This window comes from Lactobacillus sp. UMNPBX19, from assembly GCF_002553805.1.
Classification (GTDB): domain Bacteria; phylum Bacillota; class Bacilli; order Lactobacillales; family Lactobacillaceae; genus Lactobacillus.
Genome location: NZ_PCYR01000002.1, coordinates 105894 through 127355 on the forward strand (window position 1 = coordinate 105894; position 21462 = coordinate 127355).

Annotated in this window: 14 protein-coding genes and 4 pseudogenes; 8 read left to right on the top strand and 10 right to left on the bottom strand. The window is 35.3% G+C overall.

Annotation, left to right across the window (positions count from 1 at the left end; all coding sequences use genetic code 11):
* Nucleotides 1–29 precede the first annotated feature (29 nt).
* The 4 genes and pseudogenes from CP370_RS10255 to bsh form a co-directional block, all read left to right on the top strand.
* A pseudogene (locus CP370_RS10255) lies at nt 30–716 on the top strand (1-acyl-sn-glycerol-3-phosphate acyltransferase); the annotation flags it as partial.
* Nucleotides 699–1418, top strand: a pseudogene (locus CP370_RS10260) (lysophospholipid acyltransferase family protein); the annotation flags it as partial. The pseudogenes CP370_RS10255 and CP370_RS10260, both read left to right, overlap by 18 nt.
* Nucleotides 1419–1653: 235 nt before the next feature.
* A pseudogene (locus CP370_RS01370) lies at nt 1654–3011 on the top strand (conjugated bile salt MFS transporter).
* Between the two features lie 14 nt (nt 3012–3025).
* A complete protein-coding gene (gene bsh, locus CP370_RS01375) occupies nt 3026–3976 on the top strand; it encodes a choloylglycine hydrolase (RefSeq protein ID WP_087713406.1) in 951 nt (316 codons plus the stop codon).
* Between the two features lie 153 nt (nt 3977–4129).
* Here bsh and CP370_RS01380 read toward each other — a convergent pair whose 3' ends face one another.
* The 7 genes and pseudogenes from CP370_RS01380 to CP370_RS01410 form a co-directional block, all read right to left on the bottom strand.
* Entirely contained in the window at nt 4130–5044 is a 915-nt protein-coding gene (locus CP370_RS01380; RefSeq protein ID WP_004898440.1) for a prolyl aminopeptidase, read from the bottom strand.
* 32 nt (nt 5045–5076) lie between these two features.
* Nucleotides 5077–5799, bottom strand: coding sequence for a bifunctional demethylmenaquinone methyltransferase/2-methoxy-6-polyprenyl-1,4-benzoquinol methylase UbiE (gene ubiE / locus CP370_RS01385; RefSeq protein WP_087713407.1), 723 nt, complete (start codon nt 5797–5799; stop codon nt 5077–5079).
* 61 nt (nt 5800–5860) lie between these two features.
* Nucleotides 5861–7225: a branched-chain amino acid transport system II carrier protein gene (gene brnQ, locus CP370_RS01390; RefSeq protein ID WP_087713408.1), complete on the bottom strand. Its 1365-nt coding sequence runs from the start codon at nt 7223–7225 to the stop codon at nt 5861–5863.
* A 91-nt stretch (nt 7226–7316) separates the two neighbouring features.
* Nucleotides 7317–9167: a flavocytochrome c gene (locus CP370_RS01395; protein ID WP_087713409.1), complete on the bottom strand. Its 1851-nt coding sequence runs from the start codon at nt 9165–9167 to the stop codon at nt 7317–7319.
* A gap of 131 nt (nt 9168–9298) precedes the next feature.
* Complete coding sequence (locus tag CP370_RS01400; protein WP_012845438.1) at nt 9299–10225, bottom strand: LysR family transcriptional regulator; 927 nt, start codon at nt 10223–10225, stop codon at nt 9299–9301.
* A gap of 186 nt (nt 10226–10411) precedes the next feature.
* Nucleotides 10412–11890 (bottom strand): annotated as a pseudogene (locus tag CP370_RS01405) (APC family permease).
* 71 nt (nt 11891–11961) lie between these two features.
* Nucleotides 11962–14616, bottom strand: a complete 2655-nt coding sequence (locus CP370_RS01410) for a hypothetical protein (RefSeq protein WP_087713410.1) — start codon at nt 14614–14616, stop codon at nt 11962–11964.
* 256 nt (nt 14617–14872) lie between these two features.
* Between CP370_RS01410 and CP370_RS01415 the strand changes: the two genes are divergently transcribed.
* From CP370_RS01415 to CP370_RS01425, 3 genes are all read left to right on the top strand, one after another.
* A complete protein-coding gene (locus CP370_RS01415; RefSeq protein WP_087713411.1) occupies nt 14873–15886 on the top strand; it encodes a D-2-hydroxyacid dehydrogenase in 1014 nt (337 codons plus the stop codon).
* Nucleotides 15887–15962: 76 nt separating this feature from the next.
* Complete coding sequence (locus tag CP370_RS01420) at nt 15963–16538, top strand: SGNH/GDSL hydrolase family protein (RefSeq protein ID WP_087284300.1); 576 nt, start codon at nt 15963–15965, stop codon at nt 16536–16538.
* A 73-nt stretch (nt 16539–16611) separates the two neighbouring features.
* The gene (locus tag CP370_RS01425; protein ID WP_087713412.1) at nt 16612–17766 is read left to right on the top strand and encodes an IMP dehydrogenase; all 1155 of its coding nucleotides are present in this window, start codon (nt 16612–16614) and stop codon (nt 17764–17766) included.
* Nucleotides 17767–17810: 44 nt separating this feature from the next.
* Here CP370_RS01425 and CP370_RS01430 read toward each other — a convergent pair whose 3' ends face one another.
* Both CP370_RS01430 and CP370_RS01435 read right to left on the bottom strand, forming a co-directional pair.
* Nucleotides 17811–19145 carry an NAD(P)/FAD-dependent oxidoreductase gene (locus tag CP370_RS01430; protein ID WP_087713413.1) on the bottom strand — a complete coding sequence of 445 codons (1335 nt, stop codon included), beginning with the start codon at nt 19143–19145 and terminating at the stop codon, nt 17811–17813.
* A 209-nt stretch (nt 19146–19354) separates the two neighbouring features.
* Nucleotides 19355–20404 carry an AI-2E family transporter gene (locus CP370_RS01435; protein ID WP_087713414.1) on the bottom strand — a complete coding sequence of 350 codons (1050 nt, stop codon included), beginning with the start codon at nt 20402–20404 and terminating at the stop codon, nt 19355–19357.
* Between the two features lie 130 nt (nt 20405–20534).
* Between CP370_RS01435 and CP370_RS01440 the strand changes: the two genes are divergently transcribed.
* Nucleotides 20535–20768: a DUF3923 family protein gene (locus CP370_RS01440; RefSeq protein ID WP_004896279.1), complete on the top strand. Its 234-nt coding sequence runs from the start codon at nt 20535–20537 to the stop codon at nt 20766–20768.
* A gap of 36 nt (nt 20769–20804) precedes the next feature.
* On the opposite strand, the gene CP370_RS01445 is transcribed toward CP370_RS01440, so the two are convergent.
* On the bottom strand, nt 20805–21462 hold a 658-nt coding region (locus CP370_RS01445; RefSeq protein WP_098046666.1), incomplete at its 5' end, for an alpha/beta hydrolase.

Below are 21462 nucleotides of genomic sequence, written 5' to 3' on the forward strand. Positions count from 1 at the left end.
GTTTCTAAATTTTTTCTATAATTAATATTATGAATAATAAACCATCTAAACATCATACTATCTACTATAATTCCACAACCGATGACGTTGTTAAAAGTAAAAAGCAAGACTTTACCTTGCCGGATGATTACCAAATCATTAAACATACACCCCTTAATTATCTGATCCGTTTTTTAGCTAGCGGATTTGCTTATCTTTTTACTTATGGCGTAATGCATGTCAAAGTAATAGGTAGAGATAAGCTATCTAAATATAAAGATGAAGGTTATTTTGTTTACGGAAACCATACTCAAATGGTTAACGACGTCTTCATGCCTCTAACCTTATTTGGCTGGAAAAATTACTATGCTATTGCTAATCAGGCAAATTGGGGAATTCCTGTTATTGGAAAAACGCTCTTGCCTTACGGGGGATTATCAGTAGGTAAAAATATTAAACAAGCTATTAAATTACTTAAAGCTGTTAAAACCTTAACTAAAGAAAATGCTCATATTGTAATCTACCCAGAAGCTCATGTCTGGCCTTACTATACCGGCATTCGACTATTTCCAGAAACTAGCTTTAATTTTCCAGTTCAGGCAGACAAAGCAAGTTTTGTAATGACTACAACTTATCAAAAATGCAAATTTGGCAAGCATCCCAAAATCACTGTCTATATTGATGGTCCATTTTTCCCAGACTCTACCTTGACCAAAAAAGAGCAACAAAAAAAGCTGAGCCATAAATTTAAAAATATTATCGCCCAAACTATTATCAATCTTGATACTTTAGTCTTAATGGCTCATACCCAAATTAAAAATAAACATAGAGCTAAAGGGCCGCAGCATGGCGCAATTGTAACAACTAATCACTTTAAGCAAACTGATAGCCTGCCAATTAAAAAATTAGCTAATCGCTGCCATAAAAAGCTCTATGTTGTAATTGAGGACTCTAACTTAAAATTACCGGGTTTCTTCGGCTTTTTAATGAATAATATCAATGCTATTCCAATTGTTCAAAGTTACCAATATCTGGGGCGAGAATTTCCAAAGCACTTGCAGAAAGTCTTTGATAAAAAGGGATGGGTCTTAATCTACCCTGAACAAGAAATATGGTATAACTACCGTAAGCCTCGTCCCCTTCAAAAAGGTGCTTATTACTACGCAGCTAAGGCTAAAGTTCCGATTATCTCCTGCTTTGTAGAAATTCAAGACCTTCCAGAAATGGAAAAAAATAGTAGAGAATTCTACAAGACTCGTTATATTCTCCATGTCTTACCAACAATCTACCCTGCTGATCGCCTGACAGTTGATCAAAACGCTAAAAGACTGCGGGACATTGATTATATGCAAAAGAAAAAGGCTTATGAAAAAGCCTATGGTAAGAAATTAACCTATGATTTCGACTACGATGATATTGCGGGTTATGTAAAAGAATAAATATTTAAACAAAAGAATGCTATACAAAGCTAAGAACATCAATTTTTTTAATGTTTTTATTACAATCACTTTCCTAAGTATTGTATTACATTAATTAAATAACATAATAAGCTGTTATTTTTGATTTACTCAATTAAGTAGACCACAATATAAGCGGCTATAGTCAAAGCTCATGTGTTTAATAATATTTAAGTTATAAAGTTAATAGTATTTTATCAGAAAGAAGAGAGATACGATGTCAAACGATCTATCAAGCGATAGGCACAAGGTGGTCAGTAAAAGCTACAAATACTTTATGGTATTTCTCTGTATGTTAACTCAAGCTATTCCTTACGGAATTGCTCAATTAATTCAACCTTTATTTGTTCACCCTCTGGTTAATACTTTTCAATTTACATTAGCTTCTTATACCTTAATTTTTACTTTTGGGGCTGTCGTAGAATTTCTAGTTTCACCAATGGTTGGTAAAGCTTTGCAAAAAGTTAATTTTAAAATTTTGTATTTGATTGGTATTTGCCTTTCAGCCGGAGATATGTAATTTTTGGAATTAGTACGAAGCTACCTGGTTTCTATTTAGCCGGAATTATTTGTATGGTTGGTTCAACCTTTTATTCTGGTCAAGGTGTCCCTTGGATTATCAATCACTGGTTTCCATTCAAGGGCCGCGGGGTTGCCCTTGGATTAGCCTTTTGCGGGGGATCCATTGGGGATATTTTCTTACAACCTATTACCCAGGCAATTTTGAAGCACTTTATGACTGGTAATACCAAGACTGGTCATTTAACTTCCATATCTCCATTCTTCATTTTTGCCGTTGCTCTTTTAGTTGTTGGTCTAATAATTTCCGCTTTTATTAGAGTACCAAAGAAAGATGAAGACGTAGCTTCTGCCGAAGAAATTAAAAAGAATCGACATGAAGCTGCTCAAAAACATTCTCATGAATTTCAGGGTTGGAACGGTAAACAAGTTCTTCACATGAAGTAGTTCTGGATCTTTAGTATTGGATTTTTAATTATTGGCCTAGGGCTAGCTTCTTTGAATGAAGATTATGCGGCCTTTTTGGATACTAAATTATCCTTAACAGAAGTCGGAATGATTGGTTCAGTATTCAGGATTGCTGGTATTATCGGAAATATTTCTGGTGGTTTCTTATTCGATAAATTTGGTACAGCAAAATCAATGGCCTATGCTGGTTGTATGTATATTTTATCTATTCTAATGATGATCTTTATTAGCTTCCAGTCATATGGCTCATCTATTAGCAGGGCTGCTGGTATTGGCTATGCTATCTTTTGCGGCTTAGCTGTATTTAGTTACATGTCAGGCCCAGCCTTCATGGCAAAAGACCTCTTTGGTTCAAGAAATCAAGGTGTCATGCTTGGATACGTTGGTTTAGCTTATGCAATCGGCTATGCAATTGGCGCTCCACTCTTTGGTATTATTAAGGGAGCTGCGAGCTTTACAGTTGCTTGGTATTTTATGATTGCCTTTGTTACAATTGGTTTTATTATTTTAGTATTTGCCGTTATCCAAATTAAGAGATATCAAAAGAAATATATTGCAGAGCAAGCAGCAAAAACTAATGCTAAATAAGGAGGATTTTAGAAATGTGTACTGGTTTAAGATTCACAGATGATCAAGGAAATTTATACTTTGGCCGTAATCTAGATGTTGGACAAGATTATGGCGAAGGCGTTATTATCACGCCGCGTAATTATCCTCTTCCATATAAGTTCTTAGATAACACCACTACTAAAAAGGCAGTTATTGGAATGGGAATTGTGGTTGATGGTTATCCATCATACTTTGACTGCTATAACGAAGATGGATTGGGTATTGCCGGTTTAAACTTCCCACATTTTGCTAAATTTAGTGATGGTCCTATTGATGGCAAAATCAACTTAGCCTCTTACGAAATTATGCTCTGGGTTACTCAAAACTTTACTCATGTTAGTGAAGTAAAGGAAGCCTTAAAGAACGTTAACTTAGTCAATGAAGCTATTAACACATCATTTGCGGTTGCCCCTCTTCACTGGATCATTAGTGATAGTGACGAAGCCATTGTTGTTGAAGTTTCAAAGCAATATGGAATGAAGGTCTTTGATGATAAAGTTGGCGTTTTAACTAATAGCCCTGACTTTAACTGGCAGCTTACTAACCTTGGTAACTACACCGGTTTAAGCCCACATGACGCTACAGCCCAAAGCTGGAACGGTCAAAAAGTTGCTCCTTGGGGTGTAGGAACTGGTAGCTTAGGCCTGCCAGGTGACAGTATTCCAGCCAACCGTTTTGTTAAAGCGGCTTACTTAAACGTAAACTATCCAACTGCCAAAGGTGAAAAAGCAAACGTTGCTAAATTCTTCAACATCTTAAAGTCTGTTGCCATGATCAAAGGCAGCGTGGTCAACGATCAAGGCAAGGACGAATATACTGTCTATACTGCCTGCTACTCTTCTGGAAGCAAGACTTACTACTGTAATTTTGAAGATGATTTTGAATTAAAGACTTATCAACTAGACGATAAAACGATGAATTCAACTGGTCTTATTACTTACTAATTTTTATTATTTATATCCTATATTCCTAACAAATTTACTAAAAACAAAAAAGCCACCTATTTCAGGTGGCTTTTGTCGTATACAAGTGTTTAATTTTAGAAAGGACTGTCATTATAGCATGATATGTAGCTACGGTCAATATAATTTTCTTTTTTATTCACCTTTAAAACTGCCATCTTCAACTTCACGAATAAAGTCAGCCAAATGTTTGTAGTAAACATCTGGATTATCAACCATATGATGGTGACCTCCATCAGGAGTAGTAACTAGGCGTGAATTTGGAATTTCTTTTTGCATAATTTTAGCAGTAGAAATTGGCATAGTTTCATTTTCACCGAAAGTAATTAAAGTTGGTACTTTAATATTCTTAAGTTGGTCTCTAAAGTGCCAATCTTTAAGCTTACCAGTAATAACAAATTCATTATCACCTTGGAAGACATTGTAAACAGCACTTCCACCAAGATCCTTTAAGTGATAAAGCTTTGAAGGTTGCTTTCTATCAACAAAATTAATATTTAAAATTTGTACATCATCTTGGTAACGTTGATTATCATAGTCATTATTCTTTTCACATTCATGCATGAAATCAATTTCTGTTTGAGGAAGAACTTCTTGTCTTCTTCTATTTACAGAATCAACATACTCATCAATTTCATCAACCATTGAAGAAATAATGGCGCCCTTTAAATGCTGGCCATATTTAACTGCATATTCTTGCACCAAGAGTCCGCCCCAGCTTTGACCAATTAAGTAGAAATTATCTAAGCCAAGTTTTTCACGCACTTCATCAACTTCATCTAAGAAATATTCATAAGTTAAATACTTCTTAGCAATTTCTGGATCTGAGTAATCTGGTTGATCAGAATAAAGTGACCCTAGTTGATCATACATAGTTACTTGAACATTAAGTCCCTGTTTCTTTAATTGTTCTGCAGCATCTTCCCAATATTCATGATTTCCACCAGGACCACCGTGAAGTGCTAATAAATGAATATCACCTTCGCCTTGAGTATTAGTCCACAAGTGATAACCGTTGTCTAAAGTAATAATTTTAGTACCAGTTCTCATAAAATTCTCCTTTTTAGTTTTTATTTTATATTTTATCTCATTTTCTTTTTAATTCCGATATGAATTGCACCAGCACCTAAATTTAATTTGGTTATTATTACATTTTTAAAGCCATCTTGCTCAAGCATTTCCTTTAAACGCGTAGCTGAAATAAATTTAGCCGTAGTATGCGATAAGTACTTATAATCGTCAACATTAGCACCCAATAATTTAGCAAAATTAGGAAATAGTTTGAAGTAACTCTCCCACCCTAACTTAATAATTGGATTAGTTGGCTGTGAAGTCTCTAGAATTCCAACTTTTCCATCTGGCTTTAAAACCCGATAAATTTCTTTCAAAACTTGATCTGCATCAGGAACATTACGTAAGCCAAAACCAATTGTTACAATGTCAAAGCTTTGGTCCGGATAAGGCAGATGCATTGCATCCCCTTGCTTTAGCTGAATTTCTTTTTGTAAATTTTGCGCCCTGACCTTTTTATCAGCTAAGTCGAGCATTTTTTGATTAAAATCTAGTCCAATTACATTGCCAGAAGGGCCCACTTGTTTTGCTAAGGCAATTGTTAAGTCACCCGTCCCGCAACACAAGTCCAAAGCAAAATCTCCAGCTTCTACTTTTAATTCTTTAAAGAACTTTTTCCGCCAGCCATTTTGTGTTCCTAAGCTAATTAGATTATTCATCTGATCATAATGCGGAGCAACTCGTGTAAATAAATCATGAACGTCTTTTTCAGGTACTTTATTAGTTAAACTCATTTTTATCACCAAATTTATTATCCCAAAAAAAAGCTATGATTCAAATGAACCATAGCTTTTCTTAAATTCGATTAGATTTACGACGCCAAATGTGAATTAAAATCCCAATAACTAACCCTAAGATCGTCGGTACAACCCAGGCTAGACCAATATTAGCAAATGGCAAATACTGAAGTCTAATACGACTAGCAGCATTGTAGAATGACGTTCCAGCAATTGGTGCTGGCAAGTTTGTAATTAAATCAAAAGTAGCTGGTATTAAAGTTAATGCCATTGTTATTTGATAGATTACCCTATCTTTTTTGAAAAATGGTGAAAATAAAGACAAGATAATCAAAACAATTGCTAAAGGATATAAGAACATTAAGACAGGAAGCGACCAGTGAATAATTTTATCGAGTCCTAGATTTGCAGTTGCAAATGATCCGATACAAGCGATGGTTAACCATCCCTTATAACTAAATTTTGTATAATGAGCGGAAAAATCTAGTGCAAAAGCGGCTAAAACCCCAACCGCTGTCGTTAAACAAGCTAAAAATACTAAGACAGCTAATAAAGCCTGGCCAAAGATGCCAGCATAGTATCTGACGATATGGGATAACAGAACTCCGCCGTCACTAGTTATTCCAAAATGTCCTAATGACATTGCTCCTACCATAATCAACAAAGTATAAATTACTCCGATAGCAATAACGGCTATTAAGCCAGACTTTGCTATAATTTTTGCTGTTTCACTTTCATTATTACCAATTAATTCTTTAATAGCTGTTACCACGGTTACGCCAAAAGCAAGACCAGCTAAAGCGTCCATCGTGTTATATCCTTCTAAAAATCCTTTTACTATTGTTCCTTGAGCATAAGTTTTGCTAACGGGAACAGTTCCTAAATTACCTAACGGACGGGCAAAGGCAATAACAAAAACTAGAAATAGTAAAACTAGAAAAATAGGATTTAAAATTTTACCCAAAGAAGACAGGATGTCACTTTCGTTATATGCAATAACAAAAACAATCGCAAAAAAGATAGCGGTAAAAACAATTAATCCGCCGCCTTGAAAGTGCTTAGGAAGAAGTGGGGCTACCCCTACCGTATATGCTACAGTCGCATTTCTTGGTGCCGCAAATAAGGGGCCCATGGTTAACTGGATCAAAGTCATAAACAAAAGAGCAAAGACTTTTCCTACCGGTAAACTTATTTGATAAACACCATTACTACGAGTAATAGCAACTGCTAGGAGTGAAAGTAGCGGTAAAACTACCCCAGTAATTGAAAAACCAATTGCTGCTGGTCCCCAATTTTTACCAGCAAGCTGGCCTAAATGAAGTGGGAAAATTAAGTTTCCTGCACCAAAGAATAGTGCAAAAATCATTGATGCTACAATTAAATATTGTTTTGTCGTCAGCTTCTTTTCCCGCGCTTCCTTCAATTATATTCCTCCAAAAAAATCAATTATTTTTAGTATTTTAGCAAAAAAACGCTGTAAACTCTAGTGTTTACAACATTTTAATGGATTAATACTATTTTTCTAATTCATCATTTGCGCTATTTGCGGCAATTCTACCAAAAGTAAAGATATCAGCAAGCGAATTTCCACCTAAACGGTTACCTGCGTGAATTCCGCCAGCTACTTCCCCAGCAGCATATAGACCAGGAATTTGCTGACCATCTTTATCTAAGACATGAGCACCTGTATCAATCTTCAAACCACCCATAGTATGGTGGATGGCTGGCTTTCTCGGTGTTGCATAGAATGGAGCAACTTCACATTTTAGATTAAAGGCTGATTTTTCAAAATCTGGATCTTTTCCTGCTTCAACATAAGAATTATATTTCTCAATGGTCTCAACTAAAGTATCAGGATCCATTCCAACTTGCTTAGCTAAATCTTCTAAACTATCAGCTCTAAACAAGGTACCGGCCTTAACCTGTGCATCAATTGATTCTTGAGTTGTGTTATAAGCCGTATCTTTAATCTTGTCATCAGCAATTAAATAGAACAAGCCACCATTATCAATAGCTGCCTTGGTTAAGACATCACGTTCTGCAAATTCATTTACGAAACGCTTCCCCTTTTGATTAACCATAATATAGTTTTCTGGTGGAGTTTGTAGACCAGTAAATAGTTCACCAGTCTTTGGATCAGAAACGGGCATCATCTGAATAAAGCCCATTCCAACCAAGTCTGCACCTGCCTCTTTACCAAGATTAATTCCGTCCCCAGTAATTGCAGGAGAATTAGTAGTGGCAATATTATCATCAATATGCTTCCAGTAAGTATTGTATTTTTGAACCATTGGTGTATTTGCCCCAAATCCACCAGCAGTTAAAATTACAGCCTTAGCATTAACAGTGATTGTACTGCCATCTGGTCTTTTAGCAATAACGCCTTTAACTTGACCATCTTCAATAATCAAGTGCTCAGCTCGAGTATCGGTCAGAATTCTTCCACCATGATCCTTTACCCAATCACCTAAAACATGAATAAAGGCATAACCCATTGGTTCAACTGGCTTGTGCCCTCTTCTCCATAAGGCACCTACTGGCATTGTTACTTGACTGCGATCGAATTTGACTCCTAAATCGCTTAACCAATGCACTGAGTACAAGGCATTATCAATTAATTCTTTGACTAAAGCATAGTTACCATGAATTTCATTTCCATTTAAGTCGGTTCTCTTACCACCTAAATAGGTTTGAATTTCATGAAGTAATTTTGAATCAAATAGATAGTCAGCACCAGAAGCTACATATCCTTTTATTTGTTTTTGTAATTTTTTAAAGTCTTCTTGATACTCTGGATCGATCTCTTCAAGTGGAGTTGCTGCTAGTTCTTCTAAGGTTTCTTTTTCACCGGCTAAAGCTTTAAATTTATTTTGCCAATCTGGTTCTGCAGCATTCATTGGACCCCCAGCACGACTAGTGTTTCCTCCAATTTGTGGGAACTTTTCAAGTATAATGACATCTTTACCATGTTGAATACTTCTAGCAGCGGCAGCTAGACCTGCACCACCAGCTCCAACAACTACAACATCAGTTGTATAAGTCTCATTTTTAGCTCTTTGTTTTTTGGGTTTAGCTCGGTTTTTCCACTCATCTGGATCTCCACCAGCTTCACTAATTGCCAATGCTACTCCATCAATAACACCATGACTAGAGATAGTAGCACCACTAACTGTATCAACATTTAAAGTCTGATTTTCAACAATTTCTTCAGGCAAACGTCTAAATACTTCGTCAGCTACTCCCTTAGTTTCACCTTTAGCGTCTACCTTAATATCTTCAATCTTATTTTCGGAAAGAGTAACTTCCATAGGCATGAAACTTGCACCATGTCCTTGAGCTTTTACGTTATATTTTCCTGATTTCATAATTTCCCTACCCTTTCTTAAATATTTTCACCTAAATTATAAGTTATTAAATCTACAGGCTTAAATATCTTTTTTACAAATTACTAATAACAAATTTGTTATAGCGGACACAGTATGACGTTTTATTTACCTTATCTAATAATGGGCTGTAAATTTTTCTTTTTAAATTCTTCAACTAAATTTTTTAAAGCTTGCGATTTTGTTTTTTCAGCTTTTGTTGCAATAAAGAAAGTAACGTTAATTAAGTCATAGCTTAAGGGAAAAAGGTTAATTGGCGTTTCACCAATTCTTTTAATGATGCTAGCAGTGGAGATAGTTAATCCCATCCTATGAATTGCTAGACTAGTTGCAGTAATAATGTTTTTAGATTCTAAAACAACTCGTGGTTCTAAATGAAATCGTTGGAAAACTCCATTGACTTGGTGCCGAATAGCCGAACCAGGAACACTTAAAACAAAAGGTTCTTGTAATAAGTCTTTTAGGTTTAAGTCATCTGGTTTAAGAATGAATTTTCCTTCCTGGTAATACGGAGATGAAGGTGAAATTACTACATAGTATCTTTCACCACCATTACTTACAATATCTAAGCTTGAATCAATTGCCTCTGGAGTTTGACCGATATAGCAATCAATATTTCCACTTAGTAAATTTCTTTCACTTTCTCTTGGGAGATTTTCAAAAAGCTGTATTTCTACTCGAGGATTTTTCTTTAAAAAATCTGGCAGTATTTCTGGTAGTAAATAAGTGCCTAGACTCTCTAAAATTCCAATTCTGATGATCTCTTTATTAGGGTGTGTATATTGGGCTAATTTTTTATTTAATTGTTGTTTGTTATAAGAAATATTTTCTAAATATTGATAATACAGTAAGCCTGCTTGAGTCAATGCATAGGGCTTTTTATCCCGATCAATAATTGGCGTTCCTAAACGGTCTTCTATTCTTTTTATTAACTGGGTGAGATAGGGCTGAGAAATGTAGAGCTTTTTTGCTGCTTTCACAAAACTATCTTCTTTGAGTAACACATCAATAAAATGCTGTATTTCTTCTGGGTTATTCATTGTTTGTTTCCTTGATATAGTTTTTATCTTAGTAAACAAAAGAGCTATGGATACCTCAAATTTACCATAGCTCTTTTGCTTTACACATTAACTTGAATACAATTTAAATGTAATATTATTAGTTATATTTTACAAGTAAAAATGTTTAATTTATTAATTTTTTTGCTTTTATTTAGTCTGTTTAAATCAGTGATGATAATGATAAATCACCAGTGGCAAAATTGTAACGATAAGGCACAGACCAATCATTGTCCAAACATAAACGCCTTTTAATTCAGTCGGTGTTCCCTGCGCCGGGATAAAGGAAATAAAGAAGGCTACTACAGTTATTACCAGGGCAATAATTGCGATTATTACCCCTAAGCCCTTGCTCCTTGTCATATAATAGCTGCGCTTTAGATTTTCATGTTTCACCTTTAAAACGATGTAAGAGACCAACATTAAAATGTAGACCATCAAGTACTGAGCAGTCGTAGCAGCTAAAGAAACATTAAAAGCAAAATCAGAGTTCTTACCACTAGTGAAAGTAATTAAAATTGCAGATGCATTTACAATCAAAGTCTGTAAAACAATCAACCGCATCGGTACGTCACGATCAGTAGATTTAGCGAAGAACTTAGGCATATAACCTTCTTTAGCAGCTTCAAACATCCCCTGACTAGGACCAGCAAGCCAATTTCCAAGTTCTCCAATAATACCAGCTGCCAGTAACACACCGATAAACTTCTTAATAACATCCCCTGGTAAGCCAATTGAATCTAAAATTTTTCCAAAGGTATAGACAAAACCAGTTGAATTTTGAATTTGATTTTTCGGAATTGTCATTCCAATTGCGGTACTACCAAGTAAGTCAAAAGAAATAGCAGTCACAGCTAAAGCGAGCATAACAGTGGAATACTTTTTAGGATTTTCCAAATATTTTGCATGCGGAGCAGATGCTTCCCCACCACAAAATGCCAACACAAATGGCACAAAAGCTACTAAGGTAGTCCGAGTTAAGTGATGTGGAAAGATATTATTCCAGCTTAAATGCATATATAGGGGACGTCCTTGAAAGAGATATACAAAGAAGGTAATAATTAGCAAAATTACCGGTAAAGCTATTCCAAGTCCAAATAACCACTCTGCAATATGGCCTATTTTCTTAACTCCTACCATTTCGACAAGAGTAATTAACCAGATAATTACCATCATCAATAGAAATCTAATACTTGGTGTAGTGTTAAACCAAGGAGTATCAAAGGTAATAGATAATGCACCAATAATTACGTACATCATTGTGTTCATCCCAACAGTAATGTGAATCCATTGATAAAACATAGCCGTCCAGCCTGCTCGATCTCCTAAGGACCCTTTTACCCAAGTAAAAATTCCACCCTTATCCCAGCCGTCAACTGAAGCCATTTCTCCTGCCATTTGCGTAATTGGTACAAACCATATTAAGCCTGCTAATAGCAAATAAAAAACTGCTGTTGGACCAGTTTTTCAAAATGGAGCCAACTCATTAACTGAGATAACCATTGATGAAGTCATGGCGAATAACTTCAATGCTGTTAATCGATTATACTTTTCGTCTTCTTCTAATTTGGTCAAAGACTCGCTTTTATCAGACACAATTTTTCCTCCGAAAAAATTTTTTCGAAAATTAATTATACACTTCTTCATCAAAATTGGTCTAAAAACTTTTAAAATTAAAAAAGCTAGATTTACTTAATCAAATCTAGCTTTTTTATCTCCTATTTCATCCATGGAAAAATATGCCTTAAAACTTTACGCTCTTGTTCATTTTGTCCATCTACCTGTGTAGCTTCTTTCTTAGAAGCCATCTCCGCTTTCTTTTCTTCTTCTGTTTTTAATGACTGCTCTTCCTCCTTTGCACCTTTTTCTTCCGCTTTCTTCTTAGGTTTTATATCTTTGCTTTTTTCTTGTTCTATTTTTTTATATTCTACTTTTAATTCACTCATCTCATCAAAAGTATAATATTTAACCAGTGTATTTTCGCTAGCATCTTTTACCGTAATTGTTGCTCGATCTGGAATATAATTCATAATTCTCGGTACACCTTGTGTTTTAATCACTTTAGTTGCATCGCTTGGATCGGTTACATATGGTGGCTGTTCTACACCATTTAAAACATTCCCTTTTGCATCAACTGGTACTATCCGCCCATTGGCTTTATAAGTTACCGTGAAGTTTAGATCGGCTTTTTTTACTTTTTCTTCATCAATTATATTTTTGTCTGCATGATAACCATCAATGACTGGTGTTTTTACGGCTATATATTGCTTCTTGTCTATCAACCATCCTGTTGTATACTTACCGGCATCTACTAATTCACCCGTATTCTCATCAACAGTCAAAGTTCTCGTCCAATTAGCACCCTGAATTCTAGTAATTGGGGTCTGGTCTCCAGCTCCCTGATATTTAATTATTTCTTTAACTGGGACACTATACAAAGTTGGCTTAATCGGACGATAAGGATGTTCGCTATTCACAGGAATATAGCGTGGTTTTAAGGTATAGGCCACCTTAATATCCGTAAAAGGATCATTGACAGAAATTGTATTTTTAACTGGTGCATAGCCTGGCACTTCTGGTACTTCTTCAGTAAAGAGGACACGCACAGGATCATATGGATCATTAACGTATGTTGGGTGCATAGCATTTTTAATTTCATTTCCATGCTCATCAACTGGGATCATCTTTCCAAGCGGAGTATAGGTAATTGTAGCCATTAAGTCAGTTGCCGTAACTGGGTGTTCGCCAATTAAGCCAATATTTGCGGCGAAGCCCTTAATTACAGGTGTAGGAGTTGCTTCAAAAATATCTTTATCAGCTACCCAGTCGGTCGTATACATACCGTTTTCAATAATTTCTTTACTTACTTCATCATAAGTAATTGTTCTTGTCCAACGCACTGTTTGTTCGGCATCTGGAGGAGTCTGGTCTCCAGCTCCTTGATAATGAACTCGGGCGGTAACAATTCGGCGGTAATATGCCGGACTTATTACTTCTTGGGGATGTTTTTCATCGACTGCAACATATTTATGAACTAATAAATATGGAATTTCATAATTACGACTTGGGTCTGCAATTTCCACTTCTTTAATTTGTTTTAAGACAATATTTTTTAGGTCTAATTCCGGTAAAACGACCTTAGTTGGATCAATTGAATTAGTAATTAGTTGCTTTTTATCTATTTCTGAAAATCCATTATGATTTACATCAACAGGAATTAAATATCCGTTTGAATAGTATTTAACTTCTTCAGTTACATCTTGTTTTTCTACTGGTGAGGCTACTACTTCACTAATCTTAGTATGATATCCCGAAACTACAGGCACGGAGACTGACGGGTAAGTTTCACTACTATGCCATTGACTTGTGTATTCTCCTGGAATGATTTTTTTAGTTACGAGATCAACTGTTAGGTTCCGTTTTAAAATAGCTGTTTGAACTACATCATCTAGCTTTTTATTATCTATTCCTGAAAAACGAATTGTTCGATGAACTTTTTTTTCGTACAAACTTGCATCAATTCCTGAAAATGGATGTTCAGAATTAACAACTTGTTTTTTATGCTTTAAAACCACAAAAAAGATTTGAACATAGTCTCTACTATTTCCAAAAACAGGCTTCTGTTCCTCAGAATCAAAATCATTAGTAACTACTTCATATCCCTTAGCTGTTAAATTTTTCAAAACCTCTGCGGTATTATAAGGTATTTCTTTTTCAGGTTTCCCTTTTAATTCTCCAGAAGTTGCTACTTCGCGGTTGTTATCATCAACGTCAATAAATTTTATTTCAGCTTTTTGCCTTCTAGCATTTTTCTTATTGGGTGAATAAGTGACTACATATTCATACTTTGGCTGTTGAATAGTTGCTGTCTCTCCACCAATTACTGCCTTATCAGGTGTATAGTTCATCACAGTTGGGCTTGCAACTAAAGGAAAGGAATACTTTTCCGGTTGCCAGGTATTAGTTAATAATTTTTTCTTAGTGACTTTGTCATAAATAATTTTTCTATTAAAAGCAACCTCAGTAACCTTGTCAGGAATACTTTGATCGAGTCCAACATAGTGAACTACTTGTTCACCTTTCATTTGGACATCCTCTAAATGGCAACCATACTTTAAATTTTTGGCAGTTATTTCTTCTTTACCATGTTTAAAAGTAAGCGTGAATTCTTGAGAGTCTTCATTAAAGAAATTTACTTTATCATTTGGATCAAAAGGATTATTAATCAGTACATAACCAGCAGCTAGTATTTTTCTTATCTCATCTTCTGTCCTGTAGTCTATTCTTTCTCCTACTTTTCCCTCTAACTCTCCTGAATCTGCAAGTTCAACCAAATTATTGTCTAGGTCTACATATTTAACAACAACTGACATTACTTATTCCCTCATCTATCTTGATCAAATTTTAATAACATATAGTAGCTTACTTATCATTCTTTTTCCCTAACCATTATCATAAGGCACCCTATATTGATAAGCAAAAGAAAATATATTTTTTATAACATTAACAGTTTCACATGAAACATCTGCAAAAGAAGTTTCAAAAAAATCAGATTTTGTGTTTTTATTAACAAACTCAAGTGTATAATAAAAGACGGTCATACTATTAATTTTGACGGAGGTTTAATTTATGACAAAGATTTTTGCTTACGCTATTCGTAAAGATGAAGAACCTTTCTTAAACGAATGGAAAGATGCACACAAGGATATTGAAGTTGAATACACTGATCAACTTTTGACTCCTGAAACTGCTAAATTAGCTAAGGGTGCTGATGGTGTTGTTGTTTACCAACAATTAGACTACACTCCAGAAACTCTTCAAGCTTTAGCTGATGCTGGCGTAACTAAGATGTCATTACGTAACGTTGGTGTTGATAACATCGACATGGACAAGGCTAAGGAATTAGGCTTTGAAATCACTAACGTTCCTGTATACTCTCCTGACGCAATTGCTGAACATGCTGCAATTCAAGCTGCTCGCGTACTACGTCAAGATAAGCGTATGGATGAAAAGATGGCTAAGCGCGACTTACGCTGGGCACCTACTATTGGTCGTGAAGTTCGTGACCAAGTTGTTGGTGTTGTAGGTACTGGTCACATCGGTCAAGTATTTATGAAGATTATGGAAGGCTTTGGCGCAAAAGTTATTGCTTACGATATCTTCAAGAACCCAGAACTTGAAAAGAAGGGTTACTACGTTGACTCACTTGATGACTTATACAAGCAAGCTGATGTAATTTCACTTCACGTTCCAGATGTTCCAGCAAATGTTCACATGATTAATGATGAATCAATCGCTAAGATGAAAAATGGCGTTGTAATCGTAAACTGCTCACGTGGTCCACTTGTTGACACTGACGCTGTTATCCGCGGCTTAGATTCTGGTAAGATCTTTGGTTTCGTAATGGACACTTACGAAGGTGAAGTTGGTGTATTTAACGAAGATTGGGAAGGTAAAGAATTCCCAGATGCTCGTTTAGCTGACTTAATCGATCGGCCAAATGTATTGGTAACTCCACATACTGCTTTCTACACTACTCATGCTGTACGTAACATGGTAACTAAAGCATTTGACAACAACTTAAAGATGATCAACGGTGAAAAACCAGATTCTCCAGTTGCTTTGGACAAGAACAAGTTCTAAAAATCAAATTATGATGATCAAAAAGATCTTGAGATTTTCTCAAGGTCTTTTTTCTACCCTAAAGGATTTTTTATTAATGAAATTACTTCTTACCGGCGACAGTATTATTGCACGCTCTGAAAATCATTCTATTCCAGAAATTAACTTTCAATTGCAAAAACTAAATTCGTATCAGATTTACAATACAGCTATCTCGGGAATCAATTCTGGTGGCCTTGGCCTCTCTTTACCCAATTTGGTATTCAATCAGCCAAAATGCGATTATCTGATCATTTTAATTGGCACTAATGACTTAGCAGTACACAAGCAAGTCCCTGTGCAACAATTTGAAGATAATCTAAAATTAATTGCTTCTAGCATTATTTGGCTCTATTACCCAGGAAAGGTTATCTTTGTTACCCCACCTGCAGTTGATGAAAATAAGCAAAAAGTGCGAAATAACCTCTTAGTGCAGGAATATAGCAACATAATCAAACACGTTACAAAGGAATATAAATTTTTATTTATTGATCTGGCAAGTAAGATGCAGGCAAGTAAAAATTTCCCAGAAATTTTCAATGGTAAAAAGAATGATGGACTCCATTTTGGTGTTAAGGGTTATGAGCTCTTAGCAAAATTAATTGTCCAAAAATTAAATCAAATTTCTAATTGACTTCTGCCAGATATTCGAGTAAAGTTTAGCTAATTTAATATTAAAACGTTGCTTCTAAAGAGAGGACTTTACAATGAGTTTGTGGGAAACAAAATTGGCCAAAAAAGGATTAACTTTTGATGATGTACTTTTAATTCCAGCTGAAAGTCATGTGCTGCCGAATGAAGTTAAACTAGATACTAAATTAGCGTCCAATCTTCAACTTCATATTCCACTCATTTCCGCAGGAATGGATACCGTTACCGAAGGAAACATGGCAATTGCCATGGCCGAAAATGGTGGCTTAGGGGTTATTCATAAAAACCTTTCAATCGAAGCCCAAGTTGAAGAAGTTAAAAAAGCTAAAGGTAAAACTGTAGATCCTAACTTACCTCACCCTGCAGTTGATAATCAAGGTCGTCTCTTAGCTGCAGCTGCTGTTGGCGTTACAAGTGATACTTTTGAACGTGCTGAAAGTCTACTTGAAGCCGGTGCTGACGCAATTGTTATTGATACAGCACACGGTCATTCTGCTGGCGTTTTACGTAAAATTAAGGAAATTCGTGAGCATTTTCCTAATGCTACATTGATCGCTGGAAATGTTGCTACTGGCGAAGGAACTGCTGCGCTATTTGATGCCGGAGTAGATGTTGTTAAAGTAGGAATTGGACCTGGTTCAATTTGTACTACACGTATTGTTGCTGGTGTGGGCGTTCCACAAATTACAGCTATTTATGACGCTGCTAGTGTTGCACAAAAATATGGTAAGAAAATCATTGCTGATGGTGGTATTAAATATTCTGGCGATGTTGTTAAGGCTTTAGCTGCAGGAGGAAATGCTGTAATGCTTGGTTCAATGTTCTCAGGAACCACTGAGGCTCCAGGAACAATCTTTACTAATGAAGGCAAACAATTCAAATCCTACCGCGGTATGGGTTCAGTTGGCGCTATGTCTCAACAACATGGATCATCTGACCGTTACTTCCAAGGTGGAGTTAATGAAGCAAATAAATTAGTTCCTGAAGGTGTTGAAGCCTTAGTTCCTTATAAAGGCGATGTTTCAAATATCATCTACCAAATTGATGGTGGTCTACGTGCAGGTATGGGATATGTAGGTGCAGGTACAATTGAAGAATTAATTGAAAATAGTCAATTTGTTCAAATTACTAATGCTGGTTTACGTGAATCTCATCCACACGATGTTCAAATGGCAAAAGAAGCTCCAAACTATGGCGGTAGCGACTTATAAAATTTAGATTTGTAATAAAAAAAGCACCACGAGGTGCTTTTTTTCTATCTCAAAATTCCTTCAATTTTATCAGCCAGTGCAGGATAAATTGGCAATACATTTCGATGCCACTCATTTTTATTAATTCTTAGACCAATAATTGGCACAAAATAATTTATATCGTTAACTGCACTCATACTTATTTCACTAACCCCAACAATGTAATTGGCTTTATCATAAACGACAGTTAACAACCCCCTCTCCTTTTGACCAGCATATAAACTACTTTGGCTTAGTTCGTATTCTCTAATTTCGAAATTATCTCCATCTTCAAGAACACTATCAGGATTGATTCCGGCTTGAGCTAGTTGCGGAAAAGCAAATACTCCTGTTCCCATAGCTGGATAATTAATCGTTTGAGTAAGCCCCTTTTCAAGAGAATTAAAGAGGTATTGTGCTTGAAATTCTGCAACCGGTGTTAAGTTGGGCACATCTTGGCTTGTAACGTCTCCAATTGCATAAATATTCTTAACGTTTGTTTGAAGGTGGCGGTCTACATCAATACCTCGAGTTGAATAATCAATTTGAGCAGCTGATAAATCCAGTTTTTCAATATTCGGCATCCGTCCACTCGCATTCACTACATAGTCAGTTACAATTGGACCGCCTTGATTCAATTCAACAACATATTTATCGCTTAATTGAGTAATCCGAGTTGGCTCCGTTTCAAATTCAAATTGAATACCTCGTTGCTTCATTCTAACTACTAATTCACGACTATATTTTTGATAAAAATGGCGTAACACCCGATCTCCTCTGACTAAGATCGTTACTTGACTACCAGCAGCAGCTAAAAATGTCGCTAATTCTATTGCTACATAACCACCGCCAATAAAAGTAGTGTGTTCAGGTAATGTGCTTAAAGATAAAACGTCAGAACTATCGTGTAAGAACTTCGCTCCTGGAATTGAGAGCTCATGTGGCCTTCTTCCGGTAGCAATTATAATTCTATTTCCCTGGAAATATTGTTTATTTACTTCAATTGTTTGTCGATCAACAAAATGCGCACTTCCGCTAATTACATCACTGATTTTGCTAATATTTTTTCTTGTTTCATTTGGCCAGCTTGCAAATCGCGCCTTTTTGTCTTTCATTAGTTGAGCCCAATTTAATTTTCCGCCTTGAGAAATTATTCCATCTTTTTCAAATTGCCAATTAGATAAAATGGTTTGAGCTGCTCCATCTAAATATATTTTTGGCTCACAGCCAACATTCGGGCAAGTCCCACCAAACAAACCACTTTCGACGGTTAAAATAGACTTATGTTGTGTCTCTAGGAGCTTAACTAATTTATAAGCTGCAGGCCCAGTTCCTAAAATTATATAATCATATTTTTTCATAACGTTGCCTCATATCTTTCTTTTATTTTCAGTTTATCAAAAAGTTGCATGAGACCGCTATCATAAGTACTCGGGATTTTTATAAAAAAACAAAAAAGACAATTATTTGCGTAATTAATAGTGTATTGTGAATAACCAAACTCCATTCATAATCTCATATATCCTACAATCATATTTACAATACACAAAAAGCAGCTTTTACAGCTGCTTTATTTTTTATCTTCAATTTTCAAAATTTGTGGCTTTTTCTTTTTAACTGATTTTACCCCGAGGATATCTAGTAAAAATGTAAAGATCGGCACACCAACAATTAGACCCCAGGTTCCCAAAAAGTGTTCTCCGACTAGTAAAACGACGAATGTATAAAAGATTGGTAATTCTGTTTTGCTTGCCATAAACTTTGGATTCAAAATATAGGCTTCAATGGCATGAATAATCATAATCACAATAAAGATATAGATTACATACCTCAGTCCCCCAACTGAATAAGCAACTAAACTTAGGGGAATTAAGGAAATAATAACTCCAGCAACCGGAATTAAGCTAAGAATAAATACCATCAATCCTAAAGCTATAATTTGCGGCATTCTCATAATAATTAAGCAGATTATTGTCATCGCGGTATTACATAAAGCAATAAAAAATTGTGCTTCTAAGACAACACCAAAAGTATTAACAAACTTATTGCCAAAATATGCTACATCTTCAAATAACCATGATAAGTGACGGCTCTGCAAAAAAGTATGAGAGAATTCAGTCATGGAATTAAGCTCAATCGTATAGAAAAAGCTCATGATCAGCGACATAAAGAACGCTATAGTTAATGTTCCAAAATTAGTTAAAGCATGAACTAAAATAGTTACACCATGTTTTGCCTGTGTTGTAATTTCACTATTGCTAATGTAATGACTTAAGTAACGTGATACCCAGTTCATATCATCTGATTGATAGAATTTGATCAGAGAATGACTCATTTTTATAATTTGCTTAATTAAAATCGGCACATAGATCGTAATCGCAAAGTAAATAAGTGCAATTACTAAGAGATAAGCAAGAACTACAATTACCTGCGCGGGTAACCTAGGTATTTTCTTTTGAGTAAATCGAATTAAATGCACAATTAAATATGTAAAAATAAACGTCAGCAATATGGTGTTCATCATCGAGCGAGCTGCATATAAAACGAGAATAATTAAACAGAGAGCCACAAGACGATGTACAGTTGTATTTTCTTTAAATTTATCCCACGCTTGTCCCATTTAGTTCACTTGCCTCTCTATTTTCTACTTATTATACACTTATCTTTCTCCTAAGAGACCGGCAGCAAACTTTTAATTAACTATAAGAATGCTATAATATCTATATATAGGAAATGAAAGCGGTATCCAAATGAGAAAATTATGGTGGCTAGCAAATATTTATTGGATAATTTTGATTATGTATGGCGGCGGTAAACTCTTTACATATGGTTTTGATACCTCTGAATTAGGTGAAACCGCTAGTTATGCATTGATTCTCTTAGTGCTCATCTCTGCTAGCGTGTTAATTATCGAATTTCAAGCTGCCTGGGGTATCTGGCTTCACAATTTTGATAAAAAAAATCATCATGATAATAAGATTTAAAAAAAGAAAATGTTTCAAACATCTTCTTTTATTTTGCTATTGTAGCCATAAAAAATTAATAATTTGTTTCTCTACCTGTTTATTATAAGTTAATTGCCCATGTTCCGCATTCTTGCCAGTTATTGTGACTACGCGATAGCTTTTAGCCATAGGAGCAACTAAATATTCTAATGAAAGAGATGAAGCATTTTTTACAATCCCATCCGAATTTCCACCAATATTACCAATAATGTTTAAGACGTCTATTTCTTTGTTTGGATAAAGAGTTCGTAATTTTGCCATTTCACGATAGGTGACGTTCATCTTATTTGGCTTTCCTTCATTATCAACTCGAAGATTAGCAGGCTGTCTAATAGCAATTGGCAACTGCTTAAAATCAAGCCCATCAAAATGTCCACCAATCGAAACTTGCTTATTTAACCTTGGTAAATTTGGATTGTGAGCTTCTTGGAGGAGATAATACATAATTGAAGTATTTCCCAGGGAATGCCCCACCATATTTACCTTTTTAATTCCATACTCATTTTGTAAAGTCTGGACTACATTTCTGGCGTAACGTCCATTTTCTTTAAAATTAAGTTGAACGTTATTTCGATAGTTTACCTCTACAATTGGATTAACAGCGTTATTTGGAATAGCACCAATCAGTTTAACCTTTCCATTGGCATCTACATCGGCTCTAATGACAGAATTA

What these genes read in the sequence shown, in the direction of transcription:
- ubiE (WP_087713407.1), bottom strand. Translation starts at nt 5,799, where the DNA reads ATGAGTTTAACTAATAAAGTACCTGAAAAAGACGTTCATGATTTATTT.
- CP370_RS01430 (WP_087713413.1), bottom strand. Translation starts at nt 19,145, where the DNA reads ATGAAAAAATATGATTATATAATTTTAGGAACTGGGCCTGCAGCTTAT.
- CP370_RS01415 (WP_087713411.1), top strand. Translation starts at nt 14,873, where the DNA reads ATGACAAAGATTTTTGCTTACGCTATTCGTAAAGATGAAGAACCTTTC.
- CP370_RS01400 (WP_012845438.1), bottom strand. Translation starts at nt 10,225, where the DNA reads ATGAATAACCCAGAAGAAATACAGCATTTTATTGATGTGTTACTCAAA.
- bsh (WP_087713406.1), top strand. Translation starts at nt 3,026, where the DNA reads ATGTGTACTGGTTTAAGATTCACAGATGATCAAGGAAATTTATACTTT.
- CP370_RS01420 (WP_087284300.1), top strand. Translation starts at nt 15,963, where the DNA reads ATGAAATTACTTCTTACCGGCGACAGTATTATTGCACGCTCTGAAAAT.
- CP370_RS01410 (WP_087713410.1), bottom strand. Translation starts at nt 14,616, where the DNA reads ATGTCAGTTGTTGTTAAATATGTAGACCTAGACAATAATTTGGTTGAA.
- CP370_RS01395 (WP_087713409.1), bottom strand. Translation starts at nt 9,167, where the DNA reads ATGAAATCAGGAAAATATAACGTAAAAGCTCAAGGACATGGTGCAAGT.
- CP370_RS01380 (WP_004898440.1), bottom strand. Translation starts at nt 5,044, where the DNA reads ATGAGAACTGGTACTAAAATTATTACTTTAGACAACGGTTATCACTTG.
- CP370_RS01435 (WP_087713414.1), bottom strand. Translation starts at nt 20,404, where the DNA reads ATGGGACAAGCGTGGGATAAATTTAAAGAAAATACAACTGTACATCGT.
- CP370_RS01440 (WP_004896279.1), top strand. Translation starts at nt 20,535, where the DNA reads ATGAGAAAATTATGGTGGCTAGCAAATATTTATTGGATAATTTTGATT.
- CP370_RS01425 (WP_087713412.1), top strand. Translation starts at nt 16,612, where the DNA reads ATGAGTTTGTGGGAAACAAAATTGGCCAAAAAAGGATTAACTTTTGAT.